This is a genomic window from Streptomyces sp. DF42 (assembly GCF_058267695.1).
Map to the genome: position 1 here is coordinate 8639716 of NZ_CM177859.1, position 24497 is coordinate 8664212.

Sequence of the window (24497 nt, forward strand, 5' to 3'; positions counted from 1 at the left end):
GTCCGGAGGACAGTTATGACCGCCGTCAAGGCACCCAAGCGCAACAGCCGTTCCCTCACCGCTCTCGCCGGGGCCGTCGCCCTCACCGCCACGTCGATCGGGCTGTGGACCGTCACGGCCTCCACGGCTCAGGCCGCCGCTCTTCCGACCCCCGACCACGTGGTGGTCGTGGTGATGGAGAACCACGCCTACTCGCAGGTGATCGGCAGCTCCAGCGCCCCTTACATCAACAACACCCTCAAGGCGGGTGGCGCGAACCTCACCCAGTCCTACGGCCTCACCCACCCCAGCGAGCCGAACTACTACATGCTGTTCTCGGGCTCCAACCAGGGCCGCACCGACGACAGTTGTGTCGGCGTCGGGTCCATCTCCGCACCGAACCTCGCCTCCGAGTTGATCGCCGCGGGCAAGACCTGGAAGAGCTACAACGAGTCGCTGCCCAGCCAGGGTTCGACGACCTGCAGCAGCGGCAACTACGCGCAGAAGCACAACCCGTGGTTCGGCTTCTCCAACGTGCCGACCAACACCGCGATGACCTTCGCGCAGTTCCCGACCGACTACACGACCCTGCCCAAGGTCTCCTTCGTCACCCCGAACCTGTGCAGTGACATGCACGACTGCTCGGTCTCCACGGGCGACACCTGGATCAAGAACAACCTGGGCGCGTACGCCACCTGGGCTCAGACCCACAACAGCATCCTCGCCGTCACCTTCGACGAGGACAACAAGCAGTCCGGCAACCGCATCCCCACCGTCTTCTACGGGCAGCACGTCACGCCCGGCAGCTCCAGCGCGACCACCTACAACCACTACAACGTCCTGCGAACCGTGGAGGACCTGGCCGGTCTGAGCGCGCACGCGGGCAACGCCGCCTCCGCCTCCGACATCAGCGGCATCTGGAACTGACGCCCGTGTATCTCGCGGACTCCCGCAGCACCAAGGCCGCCGTGCCCGCCACCGTGCTGGCCCTGGGCGCGGTCAGCCTGATCACGGACATCTCCTCCGAGATGGTCACGGCCGTGCTTCCGCTCTACGTGGTCGCGGGCCTCGGCCTGTCGCCGCTCGGGTTCGGTCTCCTCGACGGCATCAACAACGGCGTCGGCGCCCTGGTCCGGCTGGCCGGAGGTCACCTCGCCGACCGGGGAGGCCGCCGGCACAAGATCGTGGCCGGCGTCGGCTACGGACTGTCGGCGCTGTGCAAGCCACTGCTGCTGCTCGCCCACACCCTCCCCGTGATCAGCGCCGTGCTCGCGGCCGACCGCACCGGCAAGGGGCTGCGCACCGCACCCCGGGACGCGATGATCTCCCTGGCCACCGAACCCGAGCACCGGGGACGGGCGTTCGGGGTGCACCGCGCCATGGACACCACCGGTGCGCTGCTCGGCCCGCTGGTCGCCTTCGCCGTCCTGCGCGCCACCGTCGACGGTTATGACGCGGTCTTCGCGGTCAGCGGCTGCGTCGCCGCACTCGGCGTCCTGGTCCTGGTGCTGTTCGTGCCCCGCCGCATCGTCGCCCCCGCCGATGCCGTACGGCAGCCCGAGTCCGGGCCCCGGCCGACACTGCGGGACGCGCTCGCGCTGCTGCACCGCCCGCAGCTGCGCCGGCTCACGGTGTGCGCGACCCTCCTCGGCCTGACCACCGTGAGCGACTCCTTCCTGTATCTGCTGCTCCAGCGCGAAGGCGACCTGCCCGCCCACCTGTTCCCGCTGCTGCCGTTGGGCACGGCCGCCTTCTTCCTGCTGCTCGCCGTCCCGCTCGGCGCCCTGGCCGACCGCGTCAACCGCCGCCGTCTCTTCCTGGCCGGCCACGGCGTCCTGCTGCTCGGCTACGGCCTGGTGCTCTCCCCGTGGCACGGAGTCCCCGCGGTGATCGCCGTCCTCGTCCTGCACGGCACCTTCTACGCGGCCACCGACGGAGTGCTCGCGGCGGCCACCGCGGGAGCCGTTCCGGCACAACACCAGGGTGCCGGGCAGGCGTTGGTGGGCACCGGGCAGGCGCTGGCCCGGTTCGCCTGCTCGCTCGCCTTCGGTGCGGCCTGGAGCCTGTGGGGCGGTCGGAGCGCGCTCGCCGTCACCGCCTCCGCACTGGCCGTCAGCGCCGTCGTGGCCTCGTTCGTCCTCCGTACCGGGCCCGAGGCGCCCGCAACCGCCGATGAGGTGCCCGCATGACCCGGACAACCCGCCTGGTGCTCCTGCTGGTCGCCGTCGTGCTGCTCGGCGCGGTCGGCACCGGCTCCGTGCTGTACGCCGCCCATCGGTCAGGCATCAAGGACCAGCAGCAGGCGGACGGTCCGACCGTGCGGGCCGGCACCGTCTCGCTCCGGCCGACGGCTCGACGCCGCCTGCTGGTCCGCAATCTGGCCTGGGGCCCGCACCGCGACGAGATCGCCACGGTTCCCGCCGACGATCCGCGGGGCCCACGCACCGTGTCCGGCGTCAAGTGCCTGCGCTTCTACGCGGCAGCCGGTACCGGCATCTGCCTGCAGGCCGTGCACGGCCCCCTGGAGGACACCTACCGCGCTGTGGTGCTCGACGCCCAGCTGCACAAGCGGCACAGCTTCCCGGCAGCCGGGATCCCCACCCGGGCCCGGGTCTCGCCCTCCGGCCACATGGTCGCCTGGACGGTCTTCGTCAGCGGAGACTCGTACGCCGGCACCGACTTCTCCACCCGAACCGCCATCGTCGACACCCGCACCTGGGCCATCGACGACAACCTGGAGACCTTCCGCGTCGTCAGGGACGGCCGGTCCTACCACGCCGCGGACACCAACATCTGGGGCGTCACCTTCGCCGACGACAACCGCTTCTACGCCACGCTGGCGACCGGCGGCCAGACCTACCTGGTCCGGGGCGACGTCACCGCACGCACCCTCACCACCTTGCACCGCAACGTCGAATGCCCCTCCCTCTCACCCGACGGCACCCGCATCGCCTACAAGAAACGCGTCAAGGGAGCTTCCCCCGACGCCCCTTGGCGGCTGTACGTCCTGAACCTGCGGACCATGAAGGAGACCGGGACCGCAGAGCGGCGGAACATCGACGACCAGGCCCTGTGGTCCGACGACTCCACCCTCGTCTACGCCCTCCCCGGCGACTACGGCTCTGACCTGTGGACCGTCCCCGCCGACGGCACCGGCACGGCCCGCCGCCTGATGACCTCCGCCCTCGCCCCGGCCTATCTGGGGTGACGGGCCAGGGCGGGGCGGGCCACGACCTGCCGATGCCCCGCCAGACCGGCCGGCCTCGCGGGGCAACGTCAACACATCGGTCAGTGCCCGAAGTCGAACCAGTTCACGTTCACGAAGTCCGCCGGCTGGCCGCTGGTGAAGGTCAGATAGACGTCGTGTGTGCCGGTCACCGAACTGATGTTGGCCGGGACCGTCCTCCAGGACTGCCAGCCTCCGGTGTTGGCGAGCGAGAAGCTGCCGATGGGCGTGCTGGTCCGGCTGTCCAGACGGACCTCGACCAGGCCGCTCACGCCGGAGCCGGCGCCGCTCGCCACGCGCGCGTGGAACTGGGTGGCTGCCGTGGAGCCGAAGTCGACGCCCTTGTAGAGGGCCCAGTCGCCGTTGGCCAGCGAGCCGATGTCCTGGCCGCCGCCGGTGTCGGCGGTGGTCTCCGCGACGGTGCCGGACTGGCTGTCGGCCGACTCGGCCTGGATGGTGCCGTAGGCGTCACGGTTGCCGGTCGGCGGGGGCGTGGTGCCGCTTCCGGTGGCCGAAAGGACCTGGACGTAGTCGACGACCATCGGGTGGCCCGACTGGGTGTCGCCGTCCAGGCCGCCGCCGAGCGCGTCCGGGAAGGCGCCGCCCATCGCCACGTTCAGGATGAGGAAGTAGCCGTGGTTCGTCGCGTTGGCCCAGGTCGTCGCGTCGACCTGATTCGCCGTGACCGTGTGGTAGTTGACGCCGTCGACGTAGAAGCGGATCGCCTCCGGGCTGACCGAGCGGTCCCACTCCATGCTGTAGGTGTGGAAGCCCGACTGGCACGTGGTGCCCGGGCAGGCGACGGAGTTGCCGATGCCCGTCGTCTCGTTGCACGGGCCGCCCGGGCTCGTGCCGCAGTGCATCGTCGCCCAGACCTTGTTCAGGCCCTGGACGTTCTCCATCACGTCCAACTCGCCCACGCCCGGCCAGTTCTGGTAGTTGCCGCGGTAGGGGGTACCCAGCGCCCAGAACGCCGGCCAGTAGCCCTCGGCGGCGGTGCCCGTGACATTGGGGATCTGGATCCGGGCCTCGACACGCAGCTTGCCGCCGGCCGGGGGCTGGAAGTCGCTACGGGTGGTCTCGATACGGCCCGAGGTCCAGCGGCCGGCCGAGTCGCGCAGCGGGGTGATGCGGAGGTTGCCGCTGCCGTCGAGTGAGACGTTGCTGGTGCTGTTCGTCATCGTCTCGACCTCGCCGGTGCCCCAGTTGGCGGGGCCGCCCGGATACGAGGTCCCGGTGTCGTACTGCCAGTTGGAGGTGTTCACGCCGGTGCCTGCGGAGCCGTTGAAGTCGTCGAGGAAGGTCTGGGTCCAGCCCGACGGGGGTGTGGGCGCGGAGGCGTCGGCGGACTGGATGGCGGTCGTGGCGAGCGCCGCCGCCAGGCCGAGTGTGCTGAGTACGGCGATGAGTGCGCGTCGCCGTCTGGGTATGCCGGAGGTAGCACTCATGGGGGCCTCTCGGTACGGAGTGATGGGCTGCGGGGTGCCTGCGCCTTTGAGAGCGCTCTCAACGTGGGCCCAATGTGCTCCCGGCCACTCCGGCCGTCAAGAGTTAAAGCAAGGAAAGTCCTTCCGGTGCAGGTGGGTTCACCCCATGAACGACGGGTTCTTCGCCGAAGTCCACTTGGTCTTCGCGTCGTTGGGCGAACCGGCCGGCCTGGAGCCGTCGTTGCCGGTGACCCTCACCGAGGCGAGGGTGGCGTTCGGTCACGGTGACCTCGACGGGGCGGGCGAAACCGGCCCGGTGCCGTCGGCGGGGGTGACCGAGACGGTGGGCCTCTTCGCCGCCTGGGCCGGCGCGGCGGCCGTCGCTGTCCCTCCGAGGCGTCCGCCGAGCCGCTGCACCCGGTCAGTGCGGCGGCGGCCGGTGCCGCGCCGAGCACCGCGAGCAGCCCGCGCCGGGACCACCTCCCCGACCGCTGTCCGGGCCGGTTCGCTAGGTGCGAGGCGCCCACGGCAGGCCTTTCCGGATGTCCACCTTTTCCGGTTGCATCCTGCGCCGCGTGGATGTGCTGCTCCTCCGCATACCAGGGCCGGTCCCTGAGATTCCTGTGAGGACTCGGCCTGAAAAGGCCCGAAACCACGGTTGTCCCGGCCCCAGGGTTTGTGAACAGAGTATGAGCGGCCCGACCGGGGCCCTGAGTGTCCGCTGAGATCCCCGCCACGGCATGGCTTCCCCACCTCCCGGTCGGAACAGTTCGAACACTGCGAACGACCGACCATCGCCGGAGGTATACGTGACCGAAGTCCGCGAGCCGCACACCGTGGCCGTCGTCGGAGCGGGCGCGGCGGGCACACTGACCGCCGTCCAGCTCTGCGAGATGGCGACGCGCCGCCGGACACCGCTCGACCTGGTCCTGCTCGACCCGTCACCGGAGGCGGGCCGCGGCACCGCGTACGCGACACGCGACCCACGCCACCGCCTCAACGTGCCCGTGGGCGGCATGAGTTGCTACCCCGACGACCCCGGTCACTTCACGCGCTGGCTGTGCCGGCACGGCGAACCGGCCGTCTCCGCGGCCGACTTCGCCACCCGCTACCGCTACGGCGCCTACCTCGCCGACACCCTCGCGCAGGCCATCGTCCGGGCCCAGGGGACGGTCTCCGTACGACGGCTGCGCACCCGCGCCGAGAGCTGTACCGACACCCCCGACGGCCGGGCGGACCTCCGCCTCGCCGACGGGGGACACCTGACCGCCCACAGCGCCGTCCTGGCCACCGGTCCCGCGGCGCCTTCCGCCGGCTGGGCCCCGCCCGCCCTGCGCGCCTCGGACCGCTTCGTCGCCGCACCCTGGAGCACGGGCGCCCTCGACGGCCCGCGCTCCGACACCGCCGACGTCCTCCTCGTCGGCACCGGCCTGACCGCCGTCGACCTCGCCCTCACCCTCGACCGCCCCGGCCGCACCGTCCACGCCCTCTCCCGCAGCGGTCTGCTGCCCCAGCCACATGCCCTCACCGCGGCCGGCCCGATGAGCCCGCCCGAGGACCTCGACGACGCCTCGCTGGGCCGACTGCGCCGGTCCGTCTACCGCCACATCAGCCGCTCCGTACGCACCCACGGCGACTGGCGCCCCGCCCTCGACAGCCTGCGCCCCCACACCACCCGCCTCTGGCACAGCCTCACCCCCGAGGACCGCGCCGAGTTCCTCGCCCGCGAGGGCGCCCTGTGGAACACCCACCGTCACCGCATGGCACCCGCCACCGCCGAGTCCGTCTCACGGGCCCGTACGGCACGCCGGCTCAGCGTCCACACGGGCACGGTGACGGACGCGGTGGACCATGACGGATCGCTCCTGGTCACGCTCTCCAACGGCCGGACCCTGCACGTCGGTTGGGTGATCGACTGTACCGGGCCGGGGCGGCGCTTCGACGATCCCCTGTGGCGCTCACTGCTCGCGTCCGGTGCCGCCGTGCCCGGCCCGCTCGGGATGGGAGTGGCCACCCGCGACGGGCGGCTGCTGGACGCCGAAGGGCGCGCCGGGCGCCCGCTGTTCACGCTGGGCGCCCCGCGCCGAGGCGAACTGTGGGAGACGACCGCGATCCCCGAGATCCGCGTCCAAGCGGCCGCCCTGGCACGGCAGTTGCTCGCCCCGCTGACGCGCACACCCCGCCCCTCCCGTCGTCCCGTCGACGGACACGGCCTTCCTCTGAGCACCCACGCCGAGGCGGCCGCCGCCTACCGCAGCGGCCTCGACCGGGTGCTCAAGGTCCGGGCCGGCGCCGACGACGCCTTCGCGCGCTCGGTCGCCCTCGACCCCGGGTTCGCCCTCGGCCATGCCACCCTCGCCCTGCTCGGCCACGAGTGCGGCGCCGACGTCGACGTGCCGCGTGCTCTCGCCGAGGCCCAGCGGTCCGCCCTCGAACGGGCCGACGAGCGGGAGCGGTCCTTCGTGGACGTGGTCACGCGCCGGGTGCACGGCGACTGTGCCGACGGGGGTGGCGGGGCCCTCGTGCGACACCTCGACGCGCACCCGGGCGATGCGCTCGCGCTCGCCGCCGCCGTACCGACCATCGCCTTCTCCGGGGTCACCGACCTCGACGGCGACCAGGCCCTGCGGCTCGTCGAGCGGACGTCCGCGGCCCACGACGGCCACTGGTTCCACACCTCGCTGCTGGCCTTCCTCCGGCAGGAACAGGGCCGGCTGCACGAGGCAGGCGAACTCGCCCACCGCGCCCTGGCCGCCGAGCCGGCCTCCGGGCATGCCGTGCACGCGCTCGCCCACGTCCACTACGAGTCCGGCGCGCACCAGGCGGGCCGGGACTGGCTTGACGGCTGGGTGTCCGGGCAGGGCCGGGGCGCGGTCCACCGGGCCCACTTCTCCTGGCACATCGCCCTGCACGAACTCGCCCTGGACGACCCGGCGGCGGTGCGCAGGCGGTGGTTCGCCCAGCTCGCGCCGGGGCGGGTGGTGACCGGAGTGCGGGCGCTGGTCGACTCGGGGTCGCTGCTGTGGCGGGCCCGGCTGAGCGACAGCTGGCGGGGCGAACTGCCCGCCGCGGACGTCCTGGACACCGTCGCGCACGACGTACTGGAACGGCCGGCGACCGCCTTCACCGCCCTGCACGCCGCCGTCGCCCTGGCCGCCGCGGCGGATCTGCCGGCCCTGCACCGGCTGCGCGACCACGCCTCCGGTGCCGACGAGGTGCAGCGGGAGGTCATCGTGCCGCTGTGCGAGGCGTTCGTCGCGCTGGTCGAGGAGCGTTTCCACGAGGCGGCGCGTGGGCTCGACGCGCTGCTGCCGGTGCTGTGCCGGGTCGGCGGTAGCGCGGCCCAGCGGGAGGTGGTCGAGGAGACGCTGCTGTACGCCCTGGTGTCGGCGGGCCGCTGCGACGCGGCTCGCCGGCTCCTGGACACCCGCCTGGACCGCAAGGAGGCGCCGCGGGACCGTCGGATGCGGGCGGGCCTGCCGGCCTGAGCGCTTGGTGGGTGGTGTCGGTGTGCGGTCCGTCGCGGGGTCGTGATGTGTTGTCGACTGTCTGCGGGCTGGTTGTGGCCGGGAATCCTCCCGACGGTGCGGAGGTTGAGGCGGACAGGTATCCGCGATCTCCGGGGAGCGCCATGTCCGAGGAACCAGCCGTCCGTGAGCTCCGCCTCGTCGTCACGGCGCCCGACTACGACGCGGCGCTGCGCTTCTACCGCGATGTCCTCGGCCTGCCCGAGCGGGCAGCCTTCTCCTCACCCGACGGACGGGTCACCATCCTGGAGGCGGGCCGGGCCACCCTGGAGCTCACCGACCCGAACCACGCCGACTTCATCGACGAGGTCGAGGTGGGGCACCGGGTCGCCGGCCACATTCGGGTCGCCTTCCAGGTCGACGACTCCACCGCCGCCACGGCACGGCTGGCCGCCGCCGGCGCCGAGGTTCTCGCCCGGCCGACCCGCACGCCGTGGAACTCCCTGAACTCCCGCCTGGAGGCGCCGGGCGCACTCCAGCTGACACTCTTCGAGGAACTCGGCGACTGACCTGCTCCGGCCAGGCGGGTCCGGGCGTCACCAGCCCCGTCTCGTAGGCGCGGATCACCGCCTGGACGCGGTCCCGCAGACCCGGCTGCTCAGCACGTTGCTGGCATGGGTCTTCACCGTGTGCTCGCTGGCGAAGAGCGTCGTGGCGATCTCGGAGTCGGACAGCACGCGGGCCGGCAGCCGCAGCGTCTCCACCTCGCGGGCGGTCAGCGCGTCCAGCCGCTGCGCGGTCACGTCGGCGGCGGCCTCCTCCCGGCGCCGCCGCACGATGTCCGCGACCGGTCGCCGGGGCACCGTCGGCGCGAGCAGGGAGTCGCCGGCCGCGACCACCCGTACCGCGTGCACGAGGTCGTCGCGGCGCACGTCCTGGTCATCGGACGGCCGGTGTGCGGCAACGGGTGACGGGACCGGGGACCCTGTGCCGCGGACCGGTTCCTACGATTCCTTGGCCGGTCGCCAGCCCAGCGCTCGCGAGATGCCGAGTGCCGCGAGCCGTACCGCCGGTATCAACGCCGGTACCTGCGCGTCGGCTTGCGGTACGACGACCGACACCGCGGCGAGGACCACCGCGCCCGGTCCGCGCACCGGGGCGGCCACCGACAGGGCGTCGTCGGTGACTTGTCGGCTGCTCACCGCGACTCCCGTGCGCCGTACCTCGGCCAGCACCCGGCGCAGCCGCACCGGCTCGGTGATGGTGTACGGGGTGAAGGACCTGAGGGGGCCCGAGCAGTACTCCTCCTGGACCTCCGGACCGCAGTGCGCCAGCAGCGCGAGCCCGACCCCGGTGGCGTGCAGCGGCCAGCGTGCGCCGACGCGGATGTGCACGCCGACGGCGCTGCGACCGGAAATCCACTCGATGTAGACGACCTCGTCGCCGTCCCGCACCGCCAACTGCACGTTCTCGTGGGTCGCCTCGTACAGGTCCTCCAGATACGGCAGTGCGATCTGCCGCAGCGCGAGCCCGCGCGGGGCGAGCGCCGCGACCTCCCACAGCCTGAGCCCGACGTGGTAGACGCCGGACTCGTCCCGCTCCAGGGCGCCCCAGTCGGTGAGGGCGGCCACGAGCCGGTGGGCGGTGGTGAGGGTCAGCCCGGCCCGCCGGCTGATGTCCGTCAGGGACAGTGCCGGGTGCTCGTGGTCGAACGCGGCGAGCACGGACAGCAGCCGGTCGGGCGCGGAGCGGAGGCTCATGGCCGGGCGTCTCCCGGATGGGCGAGGTCGTACGGGCGGGGGTAGCCGGCCGGCTGGTAGGTCACATAGCGCGGCTCGGTCGTCGCGTCCTCCCGCGCTGCACGGGAGTTGAGGGTCTGGGGCGAGGTGTCCCAGCGGCCCGTGTCCAGCCGGTGCTCCAGGGTGTGCAGGGCGCCGAGTATCTCACCGGCGGTGAAGGCGCAGTGCCCGGGCCCGTCGACGTACGCCTGGCTGAGCAGCCGCCCCGCGCCGGCCGCGGTGGCGGCCCGCCGGTAGGCGCTCTCGGCCTGGACGGGGATCACGGCGTCGCCGGTGGTGTGGATGTCGAGCTGGGGGTCGGTGAGCCGGCCGGTGAAGACGCTGGTGTGCCGCATCCACCGCAGGGCCGAGGGGTCGGCCTGGATGCGGGGTGCACGGTTCAGTGCCGTGAGGTCGGTGCGCAAGGACAGTCCCGCCTCCTTGTAGAGCTCGGTCACTTCTTTGTACAGCGGGGACCGGCGCAGCATCGCGGTGTAGTCGACGCCGGTGTTCCATGCAGTGTTGCCGCCCGCCCGGCTCTCCGCCTCCTGTCGCCAGCTGAACGCGGGCAGCTGCACCAGGCCGGTGACGGCCGTGTACTGGTTGGCCTCCTGCCCGTCCCAGTCGGTCGGGCCCGGCTTCGTCTGGGTGGCGTCGTTGTAGCCGGGGATGTTGTGCAGGGCGGCGGCGAGCGCGATACGGGCACGGCCCTCGGGGGACTTCTGGGCCGCGGTGGTCTTCGAGCCGAGCGTGTTCGCGGCGGCCACGGCGGCCTCCTGGTCGGCGAATCCGGTGAGCGGGATCTTCTCGCCGGGCGCGAGCAGGGTCTTCAGAGCGAACACCGGGTCGAGGGTGCTGTTCCAGTTGGCGACGCCGCCCTGCACCAGCCCGCACATCGACAGCGATCCGTCGAAGCGGTCGGCGTGCCGCTCGGCGAGGGTCGTCGTGACGAGCCCGCCGTACGACGTGCCCCAGGCGAGCGTCCGCCGGGCCGTGCCGAACTTCTCCGTGAACAGGTCCAGGGTGGCGAGCTGGTCGGGGACCGCGTCCGCCACGGCCCAGCCGTTGGTGGCGTAGGACGAGCCGATGAGGGCGTAGCCCTCGGCCAGCAGCTTGTCGCGGGTGGCGGAGCTGGGGGAGTCCTGCGCCGGGTTGGGCCAGCCGACGGCACTGTAGCCGTGGCTGTAGAGCAGCACGGTGCCGTTCCAGCCGGCCGGTACGTCCATCAAGTATGCGGCGCCCGAGGGGAGTTGGCCCTCAAGGTGGGTGTCGCCGGCCGCTTGTGCGGGCACGGCGGCGGCCGCGCTCAGGGTGAGGGTCAGCGCGGTGAGGCAGATGCGGATTTTCAACGGGGTCCCTTCCGGTGGGGGTGCGGGAGGGTACCACGGTGAAGTTAGGCACCTATTCGTCGGGCGTCAAGGAATCGCACAACAAGAGTGCCCCGGCGGGCGACGTTTGCCCGTTGAGGAGCGGCGTCCGGTGCGAGCCCTGAGGTCCCTCGGCCGGAGGTCGGGGGAGCGCCGGGTGCGCTCGTAGGGCCGGCCCGCGGTGTGCCGCAGCATCGAGTGGACCGGGCGCTGACCGCTCGGCACCGCGGGCCCTCGTGCCGGACGTACTTGGGCCTGTGCCCGGTGCGGCGAGTGGGCCCTCCCGCGCCCTTGAGGCAGTGGGGGAGCGTGCCGCGCGTCGCGACGGGCGAACGGTGCCTGCCGGGCGCATTAGCCGGGTCCGTCTTCCGTGATCCGCAGCAACAGCGCGTGCAGCGTCTCCCGCTCGGCCGGGTCCAGCGGCGCCAGGAGGTCGTTCGTCACGCGCAGCCCCGCCTCGTCGCTGCCCTGCAGGAAGGTGCGGCCATCCGCGGTCAGGGCGACGATGCGGCTGCGGCGGTCGTCGGGGGAGGGGCGCCGCTCGGCGAAGCCCAGCTTCTCCAGGTCGTCGACCAGGCCGACGATCGCGCTCGGGTCGTAGCCGAGTCGGGCGCTGAGCTCGCGTTGCAGTGCGCCCTCGGAGGTGGCGAGGAAGCGCAGGACGGCGTAGTGGCGCAGTCGCAGTCCCGACTTCTGCAGGGATGCGTTGAACAGTTGTCCGGAGCGGATGCCGAGGCGGTAGAGCAGATAGCCCGTGTCCGCGTGCAGGCCGCGCATCCATGGCTCGTCCGCGTCGATCGAGGCTGCGTTCTTGGCGTGCTGGCGGGTGATGGCGGGCTCCCTGGTCTCGGCCCCGCAGGGGGCGTTCTCTCGGTACGGATTCCAGCATGTCGCACCCGGAGGTTTCCAACAACTATTGACGTCAACAATTATTGCTCTTAGCTTCGATCTCGTAGTCGCACCCCATGTGAAGGGACTCCACCCGTGCCCAGCATCGATCTCACCGGCAAGGTCGCCGTCGTCACCGGCAGTGGCCGGGGCCTCGGCCTCGCCTACGCGCACGCCCTGGCCGCCCACGGCGCCTCCGTGGTCGTCAACGACGTCGACGAGGCCGTGGCCGAGGCGGCCGTGAAGTCCATCACCGAGGTCGGCGGCACCGCCGTCGCCGAGGTGGTGCCGGTCGGGACGACCGAGGCCGCCGAGCGGCTGGTCGGCCGCGCGGTCGAGGAGTTCGGACGCCTGGACATCCTCGTCACCAACGCCGGCATCCTGCGCGACAAGGTGCTGTGGAAGATGACCGACGACGACTTCGACGCGGTGATCACCACGCACCTCAAGGGCACCTTCACCTGCGCCCGCGCCGCCGCCGTCCGGATGCGCGAGCAGGGCGAGGGCGGCACCCTGATCCTGGTCGGCTCGCCGGCCGGCCAGCGCGGCAACTTCGGCCAGACGAACTACGCCGCCGCCAAGGCCGGCATCGCCGCGTTCGCCCGCACCTGGTCGATGGAGCTGGGCCGAGCGAACATCACCGTCAACGCGATCGTGCCGGTCGCGGCGACCGCGATGACCGAGACCATCCCCGCCTTCGCCCCGTACGTGGAGGCGCTGAAGAACGGACAGCCCTTCCCGGACTTCCTGCGCAAGGGCGAGGGGTTCGGCACGCCCGAGGACTGCGCCGCACTCGTTCCCTTCCTCGCTTCGGAGGCGGCCCGCGGCATCACAGGCCAGGCCATCGGCATCGGCGGCGACAAGGTGGCACTCTGGTCGCATCCGCAGGAGATCAAGGCGGCGTACGCGGACGGCGGCTGGACCCCTGACTCCCTGGCCAACGTCTTCCCGACGTCCGTGGGAGCAGAGCTCCAGTCGGTCGGCATCCCGGCGCCCAACTTCCCGGAGGCGTGATGGCTCCCTCCATGAACGTCGACGACCTCGTCGCGATCGATGTCCACACCCACGCGGAGGTCTCCTCCAAGGGACACTCCTCCCTGGACGACGACCTGCACGACGCCTCCTCGGCCTATTTCAAGGTCGAGGGCAAGCGGAAGCCCACCCTGGAGGAGACGGCCGCGTACTACCGCGAGCGGAGGATGGCCGCCGTGATCTTCACGGTCGACGCCGAGTCCGCGACCGGCACCGCGCCCGTCCCGAACGAGGAGGTCGCCGAGGCCGCGGCCGCCAACTCCGACGTCCTCATCCCCTTCGCCTCCATCGACCCCTTCCGGGGGAAGGCGGGCGTCAAGCAGGCCCGCCGTCTGGTCGAGGAGTACGGCGTGAAGGGCTTCAAGTTCCACCCGAGCATCCAGGGCTTCTTCCCCAACGACCGCTCGGTGGCCTACGACCTCTACGAGGTGATCGAGGAGACCGGCACGATCGCTCTCTTCCACACCGGCCAGACCGGCATCGGCGCCGGAGTCCCGGGCGGGGGCGGCATCCGCCTGAAGTACTCCAACCCCCTCCACGTGGACGACGTGGCCGCCGACTTCCCGCACCTCAAGATCATCCTGGCGCACCCGTCCTTCCCCTGGCAGGACGAGGCCCTCGCCGTCGCCACGCACAAACCGGGCGTGCACATCGACCTGTCCGGCTGGTCACCGAAGTACTTCCCGCCGCAGCTCGTGCAGTACGCCAACACACTGCTGAAGGACAAGGTCCTCTTCGGCTCCGACTTCCCCGTTCTCACCCCGGACCGCTGGCTGGCCGACTTCGAGAAGCTGTCGATCAAGGACGACGTCAAGCCGAGGATCCTCAAGGAGAACGCCGCCCGTCTGCTCGGGCTGACCAAGCCTTAAGGGGCCGTAGATGCGCAATGAGGGACTGGGGTCGTGGCCCGCACGCCGGGCTCGCAAGACTCCGCACCGCTCCGCCCTGATCCACGGCGGCACCTCGCTCACGTACGCGCAGCTGTACGACCGCACCACCCGCCTTGCCCAGGCCCTGCGCGCCCGGGGCGTGCGGCGCGGCGACCGCATCGCCTACCTCGGCCCCAACCACCCCTCCTACCTGGAGGCCCTGTTCGCGGCGGGCACGCTCGGCGCGGTCTTCGTCCCCCTCAACACCCGCCTCGCGGGGCCGGAGATCGCCTTCCAGCTCGCCGACTCCGGGGCGAAGGCGCTCGTGTACGGCTCCTCGCACGCCGGGCTCGTCGCCGGACTGCCGGGCAGTACCGACGTGCGGGCGTACGTCGAGGTGGGCGCCGAGTACGAGGAGGCGCTGGCCTCGGCCTCCGCCGAGCCCGTCGACGAGCCGGTCGTCCCCGACGACACCTGCATCATCATGTACACCTCGGGAACGACCGGCCGCCCCAAGGGCGCGATGCTCACCCACGGCAACCTGACCTGGAACGCGATCAACGTCCTCGTCGACACCGACCTGATCGCCGACGAACGCGCCCTGGTCTCCGCGCCGTTGTTCCACACGGCCGGCCTGAACATGCTGACGCTGCCGGTCCTGCTCAAGGGCGGCACCTGCGTCCTGGTCGAGGCCTTCGACCCGAACGCCACCTTCGACCTGATCGAACAGCACCGGATCACCTTCATGTTCGGGGTGCCGACGATGTTCGAGCAGGTGGCCCGGCACCCCCGCTGGGCGGGTGCGGATCTGTCCTCCCTGCGGATCCTGACCTGCGGCGGTTCCCCGGTGCCGACGCCGCTGATCGCCGCCTACCAGGAGCGCGGGCTCACCTTCCTCCAGGGCTACGGCATGACGGAGGCGTCGCCCGGCACCCTGTTCCTGGACGCCGAACACGCGATCAGCAAGGCGGGTTCGGCGGGCGTGCAGCACTTCTTCAGCGATGTACGCGTCGTACGGCCGGACTTCACCGCAGTCGACCTCGACGAGACCGGCGAGGTCGTCGTCCGAGGGCCGCACGTCATGCCCGGCTACTGGGGGCTGCCCGAGGAGACGGCCGCCGCCTTCGCCGACGGCTGGTTCCGCAGCGGGGACGCGGCGCGCGTCGACGAGGACGGCTACGTCCACATCGTCGACCGCATCAAGGACATGATCATCTCCGGGGGAGAGAACATCTACCCCACCGAGATCGAGGACCTGCTCCTCTCCCATCCGGACATCGTCGAGGTCGCGGTCATCGGCGTGCCGGACGACAAGTGGGGCGAGGTGCCGCGCGCGGTCGTCGTCCCGCGCGAGGGCGCCTCGGTGGATCCCGACGAGGTGCTGGCCTCACTGGCGGGCCGCCTCGCCAAGTACAAGATCCCGAAGTCGCTGGTGCTCGCGGACGACCTCCCGCGCACCGCCTCAGGGAAGCTCCTCAAGTCCCGCGTGCGCAAGCGCTACGGCTCCAACTCCTGACCATTTCCTGACTACTTGAAGGACAGTTTCATGAGCGTCACCGTCAACGGCATCGACGAACTGAAGAAGCTCGCGGGCAGCGACCTGGGCACCAGCGAATGGATCGAGGTCACCCAGGAGCGCATCAACACCTTCGCCGACGCCACCGGCGACCACCAGTGGATCCACGTGGACCCGGAGAAGGCCGCAGCCGGCCCCTTCGGCGCCCCGATCGCCCACGGCTACCTCACGCTCTCCCTCTTCATCCCGCTGTTCACCGAACTGCTGGATGTCCAGGGCGTCACCACGAAGGTCAACTACGGCCTGAACAAGGTCCGTTTCCCGTCGCCGGTGAAGGCCGGCTCCCGCATCCGCCTGGTCGGGAAGCTCGCGGAGGTCGAGGAGGTGCCGGGCGGAGTGCAGATCACCGTGGACGGCACGATCGAGATCGAGGGCGGCGCGAAGCCCGCAGCCGTGCTGCAGAGCCTGTCCCGCTTCTACGCCTGATCCGGGCGCACCGGCACCAGGTCGAGAAGGCGCTCCGAGGCCTCGCGCGCGAGCGGTGTGAGCCGCTCGTGCACCGCCCGGAACGTCTTCTCGGCCCGTTCCGCCGGCCAGTCGTCCGGCAGATGCCTGACCGGGAGGCGCGGGTCGCGGCGGATGATCCGCAGCCACTCGGCCTGCAGCCGCAGCCGTAGCGCCAGGGCGTCGTCGGCGTCCGGCAGCCGGCTCTCCCAGGCCTCCCAGCGGCGCACGAACTCCTCGTAGCCCGCGGCCAGTTCGGACAGATCCCAGCTGTCCTCGATCATGGCGCCGATGTCCATGCCGGCGTCGGCGTGCGCCCGGAAGACCTTCACATGGGCGGCGAGGCCCAGCTCGGACACCAGCTCCGAGACGTCGATCTCGCCCGGCGCGATCCACAGACCGCTGAACAGCGGGCCGAAGCCGCTCCACGTCAGTTTGGAGCGCAGATCGTGGCGCTGACGCTGCCAGGACTCGGGGAGGGAGAAGCCGAGCAGGGTCCAGGTGCCGTCCCAGTGCCGGTTGACGGCGCCGGTCTGCCAGACGCGGTGCTCGCCGTCCCGCAGCACCGAGATCGAGTGCTCGGTCAGGCCGAAGTACATCCTGCGGCCCTCGCGCTGGCGGCGCAGCAGTCCCCGGTTGACCATCCGGGTCAGGGTCGAACGGGTCGCCTGCTCGCCGACTCCGGCGCGCTCGAAGACGTCGATCACGCTGCCCGAGTACACGCAGACGTCCCGCCCGAGCACCTGGTCGCCCAGGAACGTCAGCAGCAGGGACTGGGGCCGCAATGACTCTTCACCGGTCATGCGGCCCACCGTACGACGTGTCCGATCAGTTCGTGACCTGCTGGTACGAGGACGTGTCCGTCACGAAGCCACAGCCCAGGAGGTCGTGGCGAGCCGTTCGCACGGCTCGCCCCTGCCTGCCCGCGGAGCCGGCGCTTCAGGCACCCGCCACGTCGATGAACACGGGGTTCGAATAGAACCAGGTGTCCGCCCACGGGTCACCGTTGCCGGGCTCGTGCGCAATCGGCCCGTTCGGGTCGATGGAGGCGCCGAGGTAACCAGCGCCATGACGGTTGCCGTCGCTGCCGCGCAGCCGGAGGTAGAAGGACTCGTGCCCCGCCGTCAGCGGGATGCGCAGGGTGTACGTCCCCTTCCGGCCGGACACGTCCTTCGTCTGTACGACCTTGGTGTCGGGCGCCTTCCAGGTGTCGCGGTCGGTCACCCGGCCGCGCACCGTGCCCCGGATGACGTCGACGTGCGCCGGCTCGGGGAGGATTCCCTGCGGGTTGGGGCGGGACGCGGTCGTCACCGTCACGTACAGCGTGATCTTCTCGCCCTTGCGGACACGCAGCCGCCCGCCGAGGGTGACGCCCCGGCCGGCGTCGCAGTCCCGCTTCACCCGGACGTCGAGCCCGTCCAGCAGATGCCCGTGGTCGAGCCAGACGCGGCCCGCGCGCAGGCCCGCCATCACCGCGCGGTAGCCGTAGCGGGTCACGCCGACGTGGGTGCGGCTGAACTCGCCCGGCCAGAAGTCGCTGCCCGGTTGCGGGGTGTCGGTGTTCACCGGGTCCGGCAGCTTGCCGGTGTTGTCGAAGTTCTGCCCGGCCGGCCAGTCGCCGTTCTTCCAGGTGTCGAAGACGGTGCGGTGGTTGTCGGAGTTGGTGGTGATCGAGAACAGCCGGCCCTCGGCCAGCATCGAGTCCCACAGCCCGCCGACGGTCGCGGTCGCCCAGTCGAAACCGCCGTAGGTGAGATAGGCGTCAGCCGGGTAGCCCGCCCAGGACTGCGCCGACGGCTTGTTCTCGTACTCGCCGCGGATGGAGGTGCTGCCGCGCCGGCCGGGAATCGCCGCGCCCTGGGCACCGGGCGCACCCTCCATGCCGATCATGATCTCGGGTGCGGCGTCCCGCCAGTTGCGCACCTCGTGCGGGGAGTCGATGCCGAGGCGCAGCGGGTGGTTGGCGAGGACGAGGACGTCATCGACGTATCCCGAACGGCGTTGCTCCGCAAGCCACTTGATCGCCTTGACGGCGTGCGCCTCGTTGCGGGCGGTGTCGGCGTCGGCGGCGCCGCCCTTGTCGTAGCCGAGCAGCTTGCCGTCGTAGGCCAGCTCGAACTGCGTGAGCAGGTCGACCTCGTGCGGGCCGGGGGCGGCGAACACCGTGCAGTGCTCGGCAGCCGGGATGTACCACTCCAGGCCCTGGAAGAGCAGCTGGCGCGGGTTGTCCGCGCGGGCCTTGAGGATCTCCTTGTGCTCCAGCGCGGCGCCGTAGTCGGCATGCCCGAAGTTGGAGTGCTCGTTGAACACCATCCAGTCCAGGCCGTACTTGGCGGCCGCCTTGGCCTGCTGGGAGAACGTGTACTTCGCGTCGTGGCTGTAGACGGAGTGCACGTGGTGGTCGCCGACGAGGTAGGCCAGACGCGGGTCGTGGCCGCCCAAGCCGTGGCCGGTGGCGGCGACGGCCGGGGTGGCGGCCCCGCCCAGGGCGAACGCGGCGCCGAACAGGCCCGCGCTGCGCATGAGCCGGCGCCTGGACACGCCCTGGGCGTCGAGGTCGGAGGGGGAGACGGAGGGATCTGCCCAGGCGGGCAGCTGCTGCTCGGCCATGGTCGCGTACGCGTCCTGTTCTGGGGCGTCAGTGGGTCATGAAGGAGGTGACGGGCAGTGCCCGTGAGACGATCCGCACGTCGCCGAGGCGGCCGTGCAGGATCTGGTCGATCTTGTCGGCGTACGTGTAGCCGCCGAGGAGCCAGGGCAGGCCGACGGAGGTGATGCCCACCGCGGTGGCCTTCGGGTTGCGGACGACCGGGCAGCCCTCGACATAGAGGGTGGTGTGCCGGGCGTCGTTGACGACCGCCAGGTGCCACCAGGTCTCCAGCGGTGTCTCCTGGCCCCAGTTGGTGGCGATGCCCTGCTGGTTGAGCGGGCGCATCGCCCACTGCGGCTCACGGTCGTTGGACAGCGAGAGGGTGGCGAGGGGCTCGTCCGGGTCGTCGCCGGTCTTGCCGGCGGCGCCGCCCGTGCCGGTGCGGCTGACGATGCCGGACCAGGCGTTGTGGTCGGGGTCCCAGTCGGCCGGCAGCCGGTAGAACGCCTCGATGGTGTAACCGTTCCTGAACGTCGCCGAGTTCAGCGGGGCGCCGTCGACGGTCTTCAGATACGCGCCCTTCAGCGGGGACTTGAATCCCGTGAAGTCCAGGCTGCCGTGGCCCGGTTGGTCGGGATGGTGGTCGGCGGACCAGCCGAGCGTGCCGCCGCCCACCGAGACCACGGTCAGGTCGTTGCCGTGGCCGGACAGGTCGCGGACCGTGCCGGAGGCGGCCGACTCGAAGCGCCAGTACGCGGCCGTGCCGCGGATCAGCATCTTCGACGCGGGCCGCGCCGGGCGCGCCGGCACCGGGGCGAAGCCGGCGAAGCGCTCAGCGAAGTCGATGTCGACGGAGAAGCGGTCGGCGTCGCCGCTCAGCTCGATCTCCTGCCGCTCCAGCTCGTTCAGGCCCTTGGCGGCCCGGCCGAGGATCCACGGGGAGACCGTCTCCACGTCGATGACGTTCCGGTCCAGGTCGAAGCGGTAGAGGCGGATCATCGCCGCCCCGCCGAAGTAGCGGTTCTGGTAGTTGGTGAGGTGCAGGTGCACGTCGTTGCCGGCCGCGTTCCTGCGGGTCGCGCGGCCCGCGGGCCAGTAGTGGCCGTTCAGCGTCAGGAAGATCTGGTCGTGGTCCTTGATCAGCTGGTCCCACAGCTGCTGCCCGTAGTCCGACAGCGTGTCGTCCTCGACGACCAGTTCGTGCGTGGTCAGGATGACCGGCGTCTTCGGGTGCCGGGCGAGCACGTCCTTCGCCCAGGTGTACCCCTTCGCCGACAGCCGCCAGTCCAGCGCCAGGACGAGCCACTCGCGGCCGGCCGCCTTGAACAGGTGGTAGGTGTTGTAGCCGTCCGAAGAGGCGTCCCCGAACGTCGGCTTGCTCCTGAAGCGCTGAGGTCCGAACGCGTCCAGGTACGGCGTCGATCCGCGCTGGTCGTCCGTCGACGACTTCACGTCGTGGTTGCCGGCCAGGACGCTGTAGCCGACGCCCCGCCGGTCCAGCAGCCTGAACGCGTCGCTGATGCCCGCGAATTCGTCCTTCGCCCCGTTCTGGGTGAGATCGCCGAGATGGGACAGGAAGACGAGGTTCTCGCCGTGCCCGCCGTGCCCGCCGCCCTGCTCCAGCAGATAACGCAGCGACGCCTCGACCGGAGCCTTGTCGATGCTCGGTCCGTCGAAGAGGTACTGGGTGTCGGGCATGACGGCGATCGTGAAGCGGCGGCTGTGGGAGTCCGGACGCCAGTCGCTCTTCTCGGCCGCCTCGGCGGCGGCCGGCAGTGCGACCCCGGCCCCGATCCCGGCCGTGGCCGCGGCGCCCAGCAGCGCCGTGGCCCTGAGGAAACCGCGTCTTCCGGCACCGGCCTGGGGGGCCTCGCCCTGGTCGTGGTCATGCGAAGTACACACGTGTGCTCCGTGGGATGTGACATGTCACATGGGACATGCGGCATGGGACAGGAAGGCGGGGGGTTCACAGAACGCGCAGTGTCCAGCTCCAGCGATGGACACCCGGCGCAATGAGGTACGAGGGGGAGGTGTCGGGCCCGCACGACGCCGTGCCGAGCCCGCGGTGCGCGGCGTCGACGTGCACCACGCACCCGGGGCGCGGCACCAGCTCGTCGTGGTGCGAGGCCCCGGTCAGATCCTCGGCGCGGAACCGCGTCACCGAGACCTGGCGCGGTTCGTCCAGCTCGATCGCGAGACCGGTCGCGTCCGGCGCGGACAGCGTGAAGCGCCGTACGCCGTGCCGGCCGCCGCTCTCCTGCGGGCGGAGGTAGGGAGTGAACAGCTCGTCGACGGGCAGGGCGTGATGGCCGACGGGCGCGCCCGCGCTGCGGTCGGGGTACGACTCCCACGGCCCCTGCCCGAACCACTCAAGGAGGTCGAGGCCCTCCGCCGTCTCGAAGACCGAGCCGACCCGCGCCACATCGTGGAACTCGTCCGGCAGCACGGCCTCCTCGTCGACCCGCACGCCGCCCTCGACGGGGGTGAGCGCCTGCCGGTGCCGTACGACACCGCTGGTGCCGGCGTACTCGGCGTCCACGGTCACCCGGCCGCCGTCCTGCCGTACCGACACGACCTTGCGGACCAGCGAGTCGAGGCCCCAGGTGCGCCAGCGCGGCGCCATGCCGCCCAGCTCGTCGTTGTCGGTGGGCGCCCGCCACAGGGACAGCGTGGGAGCGGCCGTGAGCAGCGGATGCAGCAGCAGGCCCTCGCCGTCCACCGCGACGGGCCGGTCCACGGGAACGTCCTCGCGCAGCGCGGGCTCGCGCAGCCGCACCTGCGGCGCGCAGATCTCCGTGCCGCGCGGCGCCCAGGGCTGGTCCTCGGCCACGGTCACCCGCAGTGTCAGCCAGGCCTCGCCGCCCTCGCGTGGCACCTCGAACGGCAGCGGCACCGCGGCGGTCTCGCCCGGCCGCAGATCCGGCAGCTCGGCGGGCGCGGTCAGCGTGCGGCCGTCGGCCAGGGACAGCGCCCACTGGCCGGACAGCCAGTCCAGGCCCCGGAAGTGCTGGTGGTTGCCGAGCACGATGCCCTCGTGCTTGTAGCACTCGATGCGCACCGGCGCCGCGATCTCCCGGTGCTCGTACAGGGCGGGCTTGGGCGTGCGGTCCGGGAAGACGACCCCGTCGGCGATGAACGCCCCGTCGTGGATCGTCTCGCCGAAGTCGCCGCCGTACGCCCAGCGGTGGCCGGGCGCGGCGACACCGTTGTCATACAGGCCTACGCCGGCCCGTCCGACCGGTCTTCCATCGCTCACGCGTTGCAGGATTCCGTGGTCCCAGAACTCCCAGATGAACCCGCCCTGAAGACCTGGCGTGGACTCGATGGCCGCCCAATGGTCCGCCAGCGTGCCGTTGCTGTTGCCCATGGCGTGGGAGTACTCGCACTGGATGAGGGGCCTGGTCTGCCGGCCCGACAGGGCGTGCGCGACGCAGTCCTCGATCGGCGCGTACATGGGGCAGGCGATGTCGGAGGCGTCGTCGGTGGCCGCCCAGTCGAGTTTGGCGGCACCCTCGTACTGGATCGGCCGCGTCGGATCGTGCCGCCGCAGCCAGCCGGCCGCCGCGTCGTGGTTCGCCCCGTAGTCCGACTCGTTGCCCAGCGACCAGATGATGATCGACGGGTGGTTCTTGTCCCGCAGCACCATCCGCGAGACCCGGTCCACGAAGGCGTTCAGATAGCGCGGGTCGTCGGCGATCTCGTGGGCGTGGTCGTGGGACTCGATGTCGGCTTCGTCGACGACGTAGAAGCCGAGCTCGTCGGCGAGGTCGCAGAGGGCCGGGTCGTTCGGGTAGTGGGAGGTGCGGATCGCGTTGAAGCCGAACCGCTTCAGCAGGGCCAGGTCCGCGCGCATGTCGTCGTACGACACCGTGCGGCCGGTCAGGGGATGGAAGTCGTGCCGGTTGACGCCGCGGATGAACACCCGCTCGCCGTTGACGAGCAGGTCGCGGCCGGTGATCTCGACGTCGCGGAAGCCGACGCGGTGGCGCGAGGTGTCGGCGACGGTTCCGTCGCGGCGGTGCAGGCGGACGGTCAGGTCGTACAGCTCGGGGGTCTCGGCGTTCCAGGTGCGCACGTCCGGGACGGTGGCGTGGATCCGGGCCTCGCCGAGGAAGTCGGACACACGGTCCTCCTCGGCGTTGACGCGGTCGAACTCCCGGTCCTGGGTGAGGAGTCGGCCCTCCAGCTCGCCGCTGACATACCACCCCTCGGGCAGCGCGCCGCCCGCGTCCCGCACCCGGCAGTCGACGCGCAGCTCGCCGTCGAAGGCGGCCCGCACGGTGACGTCGGCCAGGTGCAGCGGATCGGTCGCGTACAGCAGAACCGAGCGGGTGATGCCGCCGTGCCACCACTGGTCCTGGTCCTCGATGTGCGTGGCGTCGGACCACTTGACGACGGTGAGCCGTACGACGGACCGCCCGCCGGGACGCACCACATCGCTCAGGTCGAACTCGGCGGCCAGATGGGAGTCCTTGGAGATGCCGACGGGCCGCCCGTCCACGTGCACGAGGAGCACGCTCTCGGCGGCGCCGACCTGGAGCACGATCCGGCGCCCGGCCCAGTCGGCGGGGACGTCGACCTCACGCTCGTGGACACCCGTCGGGTTGGCGGCGGGTGGGTGGGGCGGGAACTCGGCGAAGGGCATCCGGACATTCGTGTACTGCGGCAGGTCGTCGGCGCCCTGAAGGGTCTGCATGGTCCAGACGCCCGGGACGTACGAGGACGACCAGGCACCTCCGACCGGGGCGTCAGGAGCGGGCAGCAACCGGAAGCGCCAGTCGCCGTCCAGGGAGAGGGCTCCGTCGCGCCGGTCGACGGCGTTCATCGGCAGCCGCCCCCAGGAGGTCACCTCGGGTGCCTCCCAGGGGCGGAGGGAGATCAGGGGATCGGCGGGGAGTGCGTCGGTCATGACCATTCCGAAGTCGGTGTGATGGGCCGGGGCAAGGAGCGGCCCTGCAGGCCCCAGGCGGGGTCGACGGGGATGCCGAGCCGGTCCAGGACGGTGGGGGCGATGTCGGTGAGGCGGGGTGAGTCGAGGAGGGTGCCGTCGGGCCTGCCGGGCTCGGCGAGGATGACGAAGACCTGCCGTTCGGCCTGTGTGTCGCCGCCGTGGCCGCCGGTGTCCAGGTGGCCGTGGTCCGTGGTGACCAGCACGGTCCAGCGCTCGTCGGCGCGGCGCGGGTCGCTTCGCCGCGCGTCGATCGCCTCCAGCAGCCGCCCCAGGTGGGCGTCCTGGGCGAGGAGGGCACGGTCGTAGGCGGGGGAGAGGGGGCCCGTGTCGTGGCCGGCCTCGTCGGTGGCGCCGAAGTACACGAACACGACGTCCGGGTCGTGCGTGGTGAGCCAGCGCAGGGCGGTGCGGGCGACACGGCGGTCCGCGGTCCCGTAGCCGCGGAACTCGCCGTTGTAGCGCACCCGCCGGCCGATGGCGGGGCCCAGGACGCCGCGGCGGATCAGTTGTGGCCAGGACACGGCGGCCGCGGTGCGCAGACCGGGGCGGGCGGTGACGGCGCGGGTCAGGAAGTCGGGGTAGCGGGCGTAGTCGGCGCCGATGAAGTCGTTGCCCCTCACGCCGTGCCGGTCGGGCCACACGCCGGTCAGGATGCTCGACCAGCCGGGCCCGGAGTCGGTGTGGGCCATGCCGGCCGTCGGCCCGTGCCCGGCCTGGCCGTCGGCCTTGCCGTAGGGCAGCAGGCTGGTTCCGACGGCGCCCGCGGCCATCAGGCCGTGCAGCACGGGTGCGTGGGAGGGCGAGCGGGTCAGCCGGTCGAAGCGCAGCCCGTCCATGCCCACCACGAGCACCCTGTGGCGCCCGGCGTCGACGTGCCTCACGAGATACCCCTCCTGTCTCCTG

Annotated in this window: 18 protein-coding genes and 1 pseudogene; 9 read left to right on the forward strand and 10 right to left on the reverse strand. The window is 71.6% G+C overall.

What is annotated here, in order from left to right:
• Positions 1-15 precede the first annotated feature (15 nt).
• The 3 genes from ACYUED_RS39750 to ACYUED_RS39760 are packed head-to-tail and all read left to right on the forward strand — an operon-like array spanning position 16 to position 3187.
• Positions 16-906: an alkaline phosphatase family protein gene (locus tag ACYUED_RS39750; RefSeq protein WP_491289262.1), complete on the forward strand. Its 891-nt coding sequence runs from the start codon at positions 16-18 to the stop codon at positions 904-906.
• Positions 907-911: 5 nt separating this feature from the next.
• Positions 912-2168 carry an MFS transporter gene (locus ACYUED_RS39755; protein WP_491289263.1) on the forward strand — a complete coding sequence of 419 codons (1257 nt, stop codon included), beginning with the start codon at positions 912-914 and terminating at the stop codon, positions 2166-2168.
• Positions 2165-3187: a TolB family protein gene (locus ACYUED_RS39760; RefSeq protein ID WP_491289264.1), complete on the forward strand. Its 1023-nt coding sequence runs from the start codon at positions 2165-2167 to the stop codon at positions 3185-3187. The genes ACYUED_RS39755 and ACYUED_RS39760 overlap by 4 nt, the downstream gene beginning before the upstream one ends.
• An 80-nt stretch (positions 3188-3267) precedes the next feature.
• Here the strand turns inward: ACYUED_RS39760 and ACYUED_RS39765 are convergent, their stop codons facing one another.
• Positions 3268-4653, reverse strand: coding sequence for a glycoside hydrolase family 16 protein (locus tag ACYUED_RS39765; RefSeq protein WP_491289265.1), 1386 nt, complete (start codon positions 4651-4653; stop codon positions 3268-3270).
• A gap of 788 nt (positions 4654-5441) precedes the next feature.
• Between ACYUED_RS39765 and ACYUED_RS39770 the strand changes: the two genes are divergently transcribed.
• Both ACYUED_RS39770 and ACYUED_RS39775 read left to right on the forward strand, forming a co-directional pair.
• Complete coding sequence (locus ACYUED_RS39770) at positions 5442-8120, forward strand: FAD/NAD(P)-binding protein (RefSeq protein WP_491289266.1); 2679 nt, start codon at positions 5442-5444, stop codon at positions 8118-8120.
• Positions 8121-8263: 143 nt separating this feature from the next.
• Positions 8264-8668, forward strand: a complete 405-nt coding sequence (locus ACYUED_RS39775; RefSeq protein WP_491289267.1) for a VOC family protein — start codon at positions 8264-8266, stop codon at positions 8666-8668.
• 19 nt (positions 8669-8687) lie between these two features.
• On the opposite strand, the pseudogene ACYUED_RS39780 reads toward ACYUED_RS39775, so the two are convergent.
• From ACYUED_RS39780 to ACYUED_RS39795, 4 genes and pseudogenes are all read right to left on the reverse strand, one after another.
• Positions 8688-9037, reverse strand: a pseudogene (locus tag ACYUED_RS39780) (LuxR C-terminal-related transcriptional regulator); the annotation flags it as partial.
• A 66-nt stretch (positions 9038-9103) separates the two neighbouring features.
• Positions 9104-9859 (reverse strand): IclR family transcriptional regulator, encoded by a 756-nt coding sequence (locus ACYUED_RS39785; protein ID WP_491289268.1) that lies wholly within the window; start codon positions 9857-9859, stop codon positions 9104-9106.
• Positions 9856-11220: an alpha/beta hydrolase family protein gene (locus ACYUED_RS39790; RefSeq protein WP_491294641.1), complete on the reverse strand. Its 1365-nt coding sequence runs from the start codon at positions 11218-11220 to the stop codon at positions 9856-9858. The genes ACYUED_RS39785 and ACYUED_RS39790 overlap by 4 nt, the downstream gene beginning before the upstream one ends.
• Before the next feature lie 375 nt (positions 11221-11595).
• Positions 11596-12021 carry a MarR family winged helix-turn-helix transcriptional regulator gene (locus tag ACYUED_RS39795; RefSeq protein WP_491289269.1) on the reverse strand — a complete coding sequence of 142 codons (426 nt, stop codon included), beginning with the start codon at positions 12019-12021 and terminating at the stop codon, positions 11596-11598.
• Positions 12022-12228: 207 nt separating this feature from the next.
• Between ACYUED_RS39795 and ACYUED_RS39800 the strand changes: the two genes are divergently transcribed.
• From ACYUED_RS39800 to ACYUED_RS39815, 4 genes are read left to right on the forward strand one after another with little or no spacing between them, the layout of a single operon-like run.
• Entirely contained in the window at positions 12229-13146 is a 918-nt protein-coding gene (locus ACYUED_RS39800; protein ID WP_491289270.1) for an SDR family NAD(P)-dependent oxidoreductase, read from the forward strand.
• An 11-nt stretch (positions 13147-13157) separates the two neighbouring features.
• On the forward strand, positions 13158-14033 hold the full coding sequence (locus ACYUED_RS39805) for an amidohydrolase family protein (protein ID WP_491294642.1): 876 nt from the start codon (positions 13158-13160) through the stop codon (positions 14031-14033).
• A 10-nt stretch (positions 14034-14043) separates the two neighbouring features.
• Positions 14044-15549, forward strand: coding sequence for an o-succinylbenzoate--CoA ligase (menE, locus tag ACYUED_RS39810; RefSeq protein WP_491289271.1), 1506 nt, complete (start codon positions 14044-14046; stop codon positions 15547-15549).
• Positions 15550-15579: 30 nt separating this feature from the next.
• Positions 15580-16035 carry a MaoC family dehydratase gene (locus ACYUED_RS39815; protein ID WP_491289272.1) on the forward strand — a complete coding sequence of 152 codons (456 nt, stop codon included), beginning with the start codon at positions 15580-15582 and terminating at the stop codon, positions 16033-16035.
• Here ACYUED_RS39815 and ACYUED_RS39820 read toward each other — a convergent pair.
• The 5 genes from ACYUED_RS39820 to ACYUED_RS39840 all read right to left on the reverse strand — a co-directional run bounded on the left by ACYUED_RS39820 (position 16026) and on the right by ACYUED_RS39840 (position 24475).
• Positions 16026-16856: a PaaX family transcriptional regulator gene (locus ACYUED_RS39820; RefSeq protein WP_491289273.1), complete on the reverse strand. Its 831-nt coding sequence runs from the start codon at positions 16854-16856 to the stop codon at positions 16026-16028. The genes ACYUED_RS39815 and ACYUED_RS39820 overlap by 10 nt on opposite strands.
• A gap of 136 nt (positions 16857-16992) precedes the next feature.
• Positions 16993-18663, reverse strand: a complete 1671-nt coding sequence (locus ACYUED_RS39825; RefSeq protein ID WP_491289274.1) for a PHP domain-containing protein — start codon at positions 18661-18663, stop codon at positions 16993-16995.
• 28 nt (positions 18664-18691) lie between these two features.
• Positions 18692-20545: a LamG-like jellyroll fold domain-containing protein gene (locus tag ACYUED_RS39830; RefSeq protein ID WP_491289275.1), complete on the reverse strand. Its 1854-nt coding sequence runs from the start codon at positions 20543-20545 to the stop codon at positions 18692-18694.
• A gap of 64 nt (positions 20546-20609) precedes the next feature.
• Positions 20610-23552, reverse strand: coding sequence for a glycoside hydrolase family 2 TIM barrel-domain containing protein (locus ACYUED_RS39835; RefSeq protein ID WP_491289276.1), 2943 nt, complete (start codon positions 23550-23552; stop codon positions 20610-20612).
• Complete coding sequence (locus ACYUED_RS39840; protein WP_491289277.1) at positions 23549-24475, reverse strand: alkaline phosphatase family protein; 927 nt, start codon at positions 24473-24475, stop codon at positions 23549-23551. Before ACYUED_RS39840 ends, ACYUED_RS39835 begins: the two co-directional genes overlap by 4 nt.
• Between the last annotated feature and the right edge of the window lie 22 nt (positions 24476-24497).

Bases quoted from the DNA above. Each gene is read 5' to 3' on its own strand.
- ACYUED_RS39825 (WP_491289274.1), bottom strand. From the start codon at position 18,663: ATGGCCGAGCAGCAGCTGCCCGCCTGGGCAGATCCCTCCGTCTCCCCC.
- ACYUED_RS39785 (WP_491289268.1), bottom strand. From the start codon at position 9,859: ATGAGCCTCCGCTCCGCGCCCGACCGGCTGCTGTCCGTGCTCGCCGCG.
- ACYUED_RS39765 (WP_491289265.1), bottom strand. From the start codon at position 4,653: ATGAGTGCTACCTCCGGCATACCCAGACGGCGACGCGCACTCATCGCC.
- ACYUED_RS39820 (WP_491289273.1), bottom strand. From the start codon at position 16,856: ATGACCGGTGAAGAGTCATTGCGGCCCCAGTCCCTGCTGCTGACGTTC.
- ACYUED_RS39835 (WP_491289276.1), bottom strand. From the start codon at position 23,552: ATGACCGACGCACTCCCCGCCGATCCCCTGATCTCCCTCCGCCCCTGG.
- ACYUED_RS39760 (WP_491289264.1), top strand. From the start codon at position 2,165: ATGACCCGGACAACCCGCCTGGTGCTCCTGCTGGTCGCCGTCGTGCTG.
- ACYUED_RS39805 (WP_491294642.1), top strand. From the start codon at position 13,158: ATGAACGTCGACGACCTCGTCGCGATCGATGTCCACACCCACGCGGAG.
- ACYUED_RS39795 (WP_491289269.1), bottom strand. From the start codon at position 12,021: ATGCGCGGCCTGCACGCGGACACGGGCTATCTGCTCTACCGCCTCGGC.
- ACYUED_RS39750 (WP_491289262.1), top strand. From the start codon at position 16: ATGACCGCCGTCAAGGCACCCAAGCGCAACAGCCGTTCCCTCACCGCT.
- ACYUED_RS39815 (WP_491289272.1), top strand. From the start codon at position 15,580: ATGAGCGTCACCGTCAACGGCATCGACGAACTGAAGAAGCTCGCGGGC.
- menE (WP_491289271.1), top strand. From the start codon at position 14,044: ATGCGCAATGAGGGACTGGGGTCGTGGCCCGCACGCCGGGCTCGCAAG.
- ACYUED_RS39775 (WP_491289267.1), top strand. From the start codon at position 8,264: ATGTCCGAGGAACCAGCCGTCCGTGAGCTCCGCCTCGTCGTCACGGCG.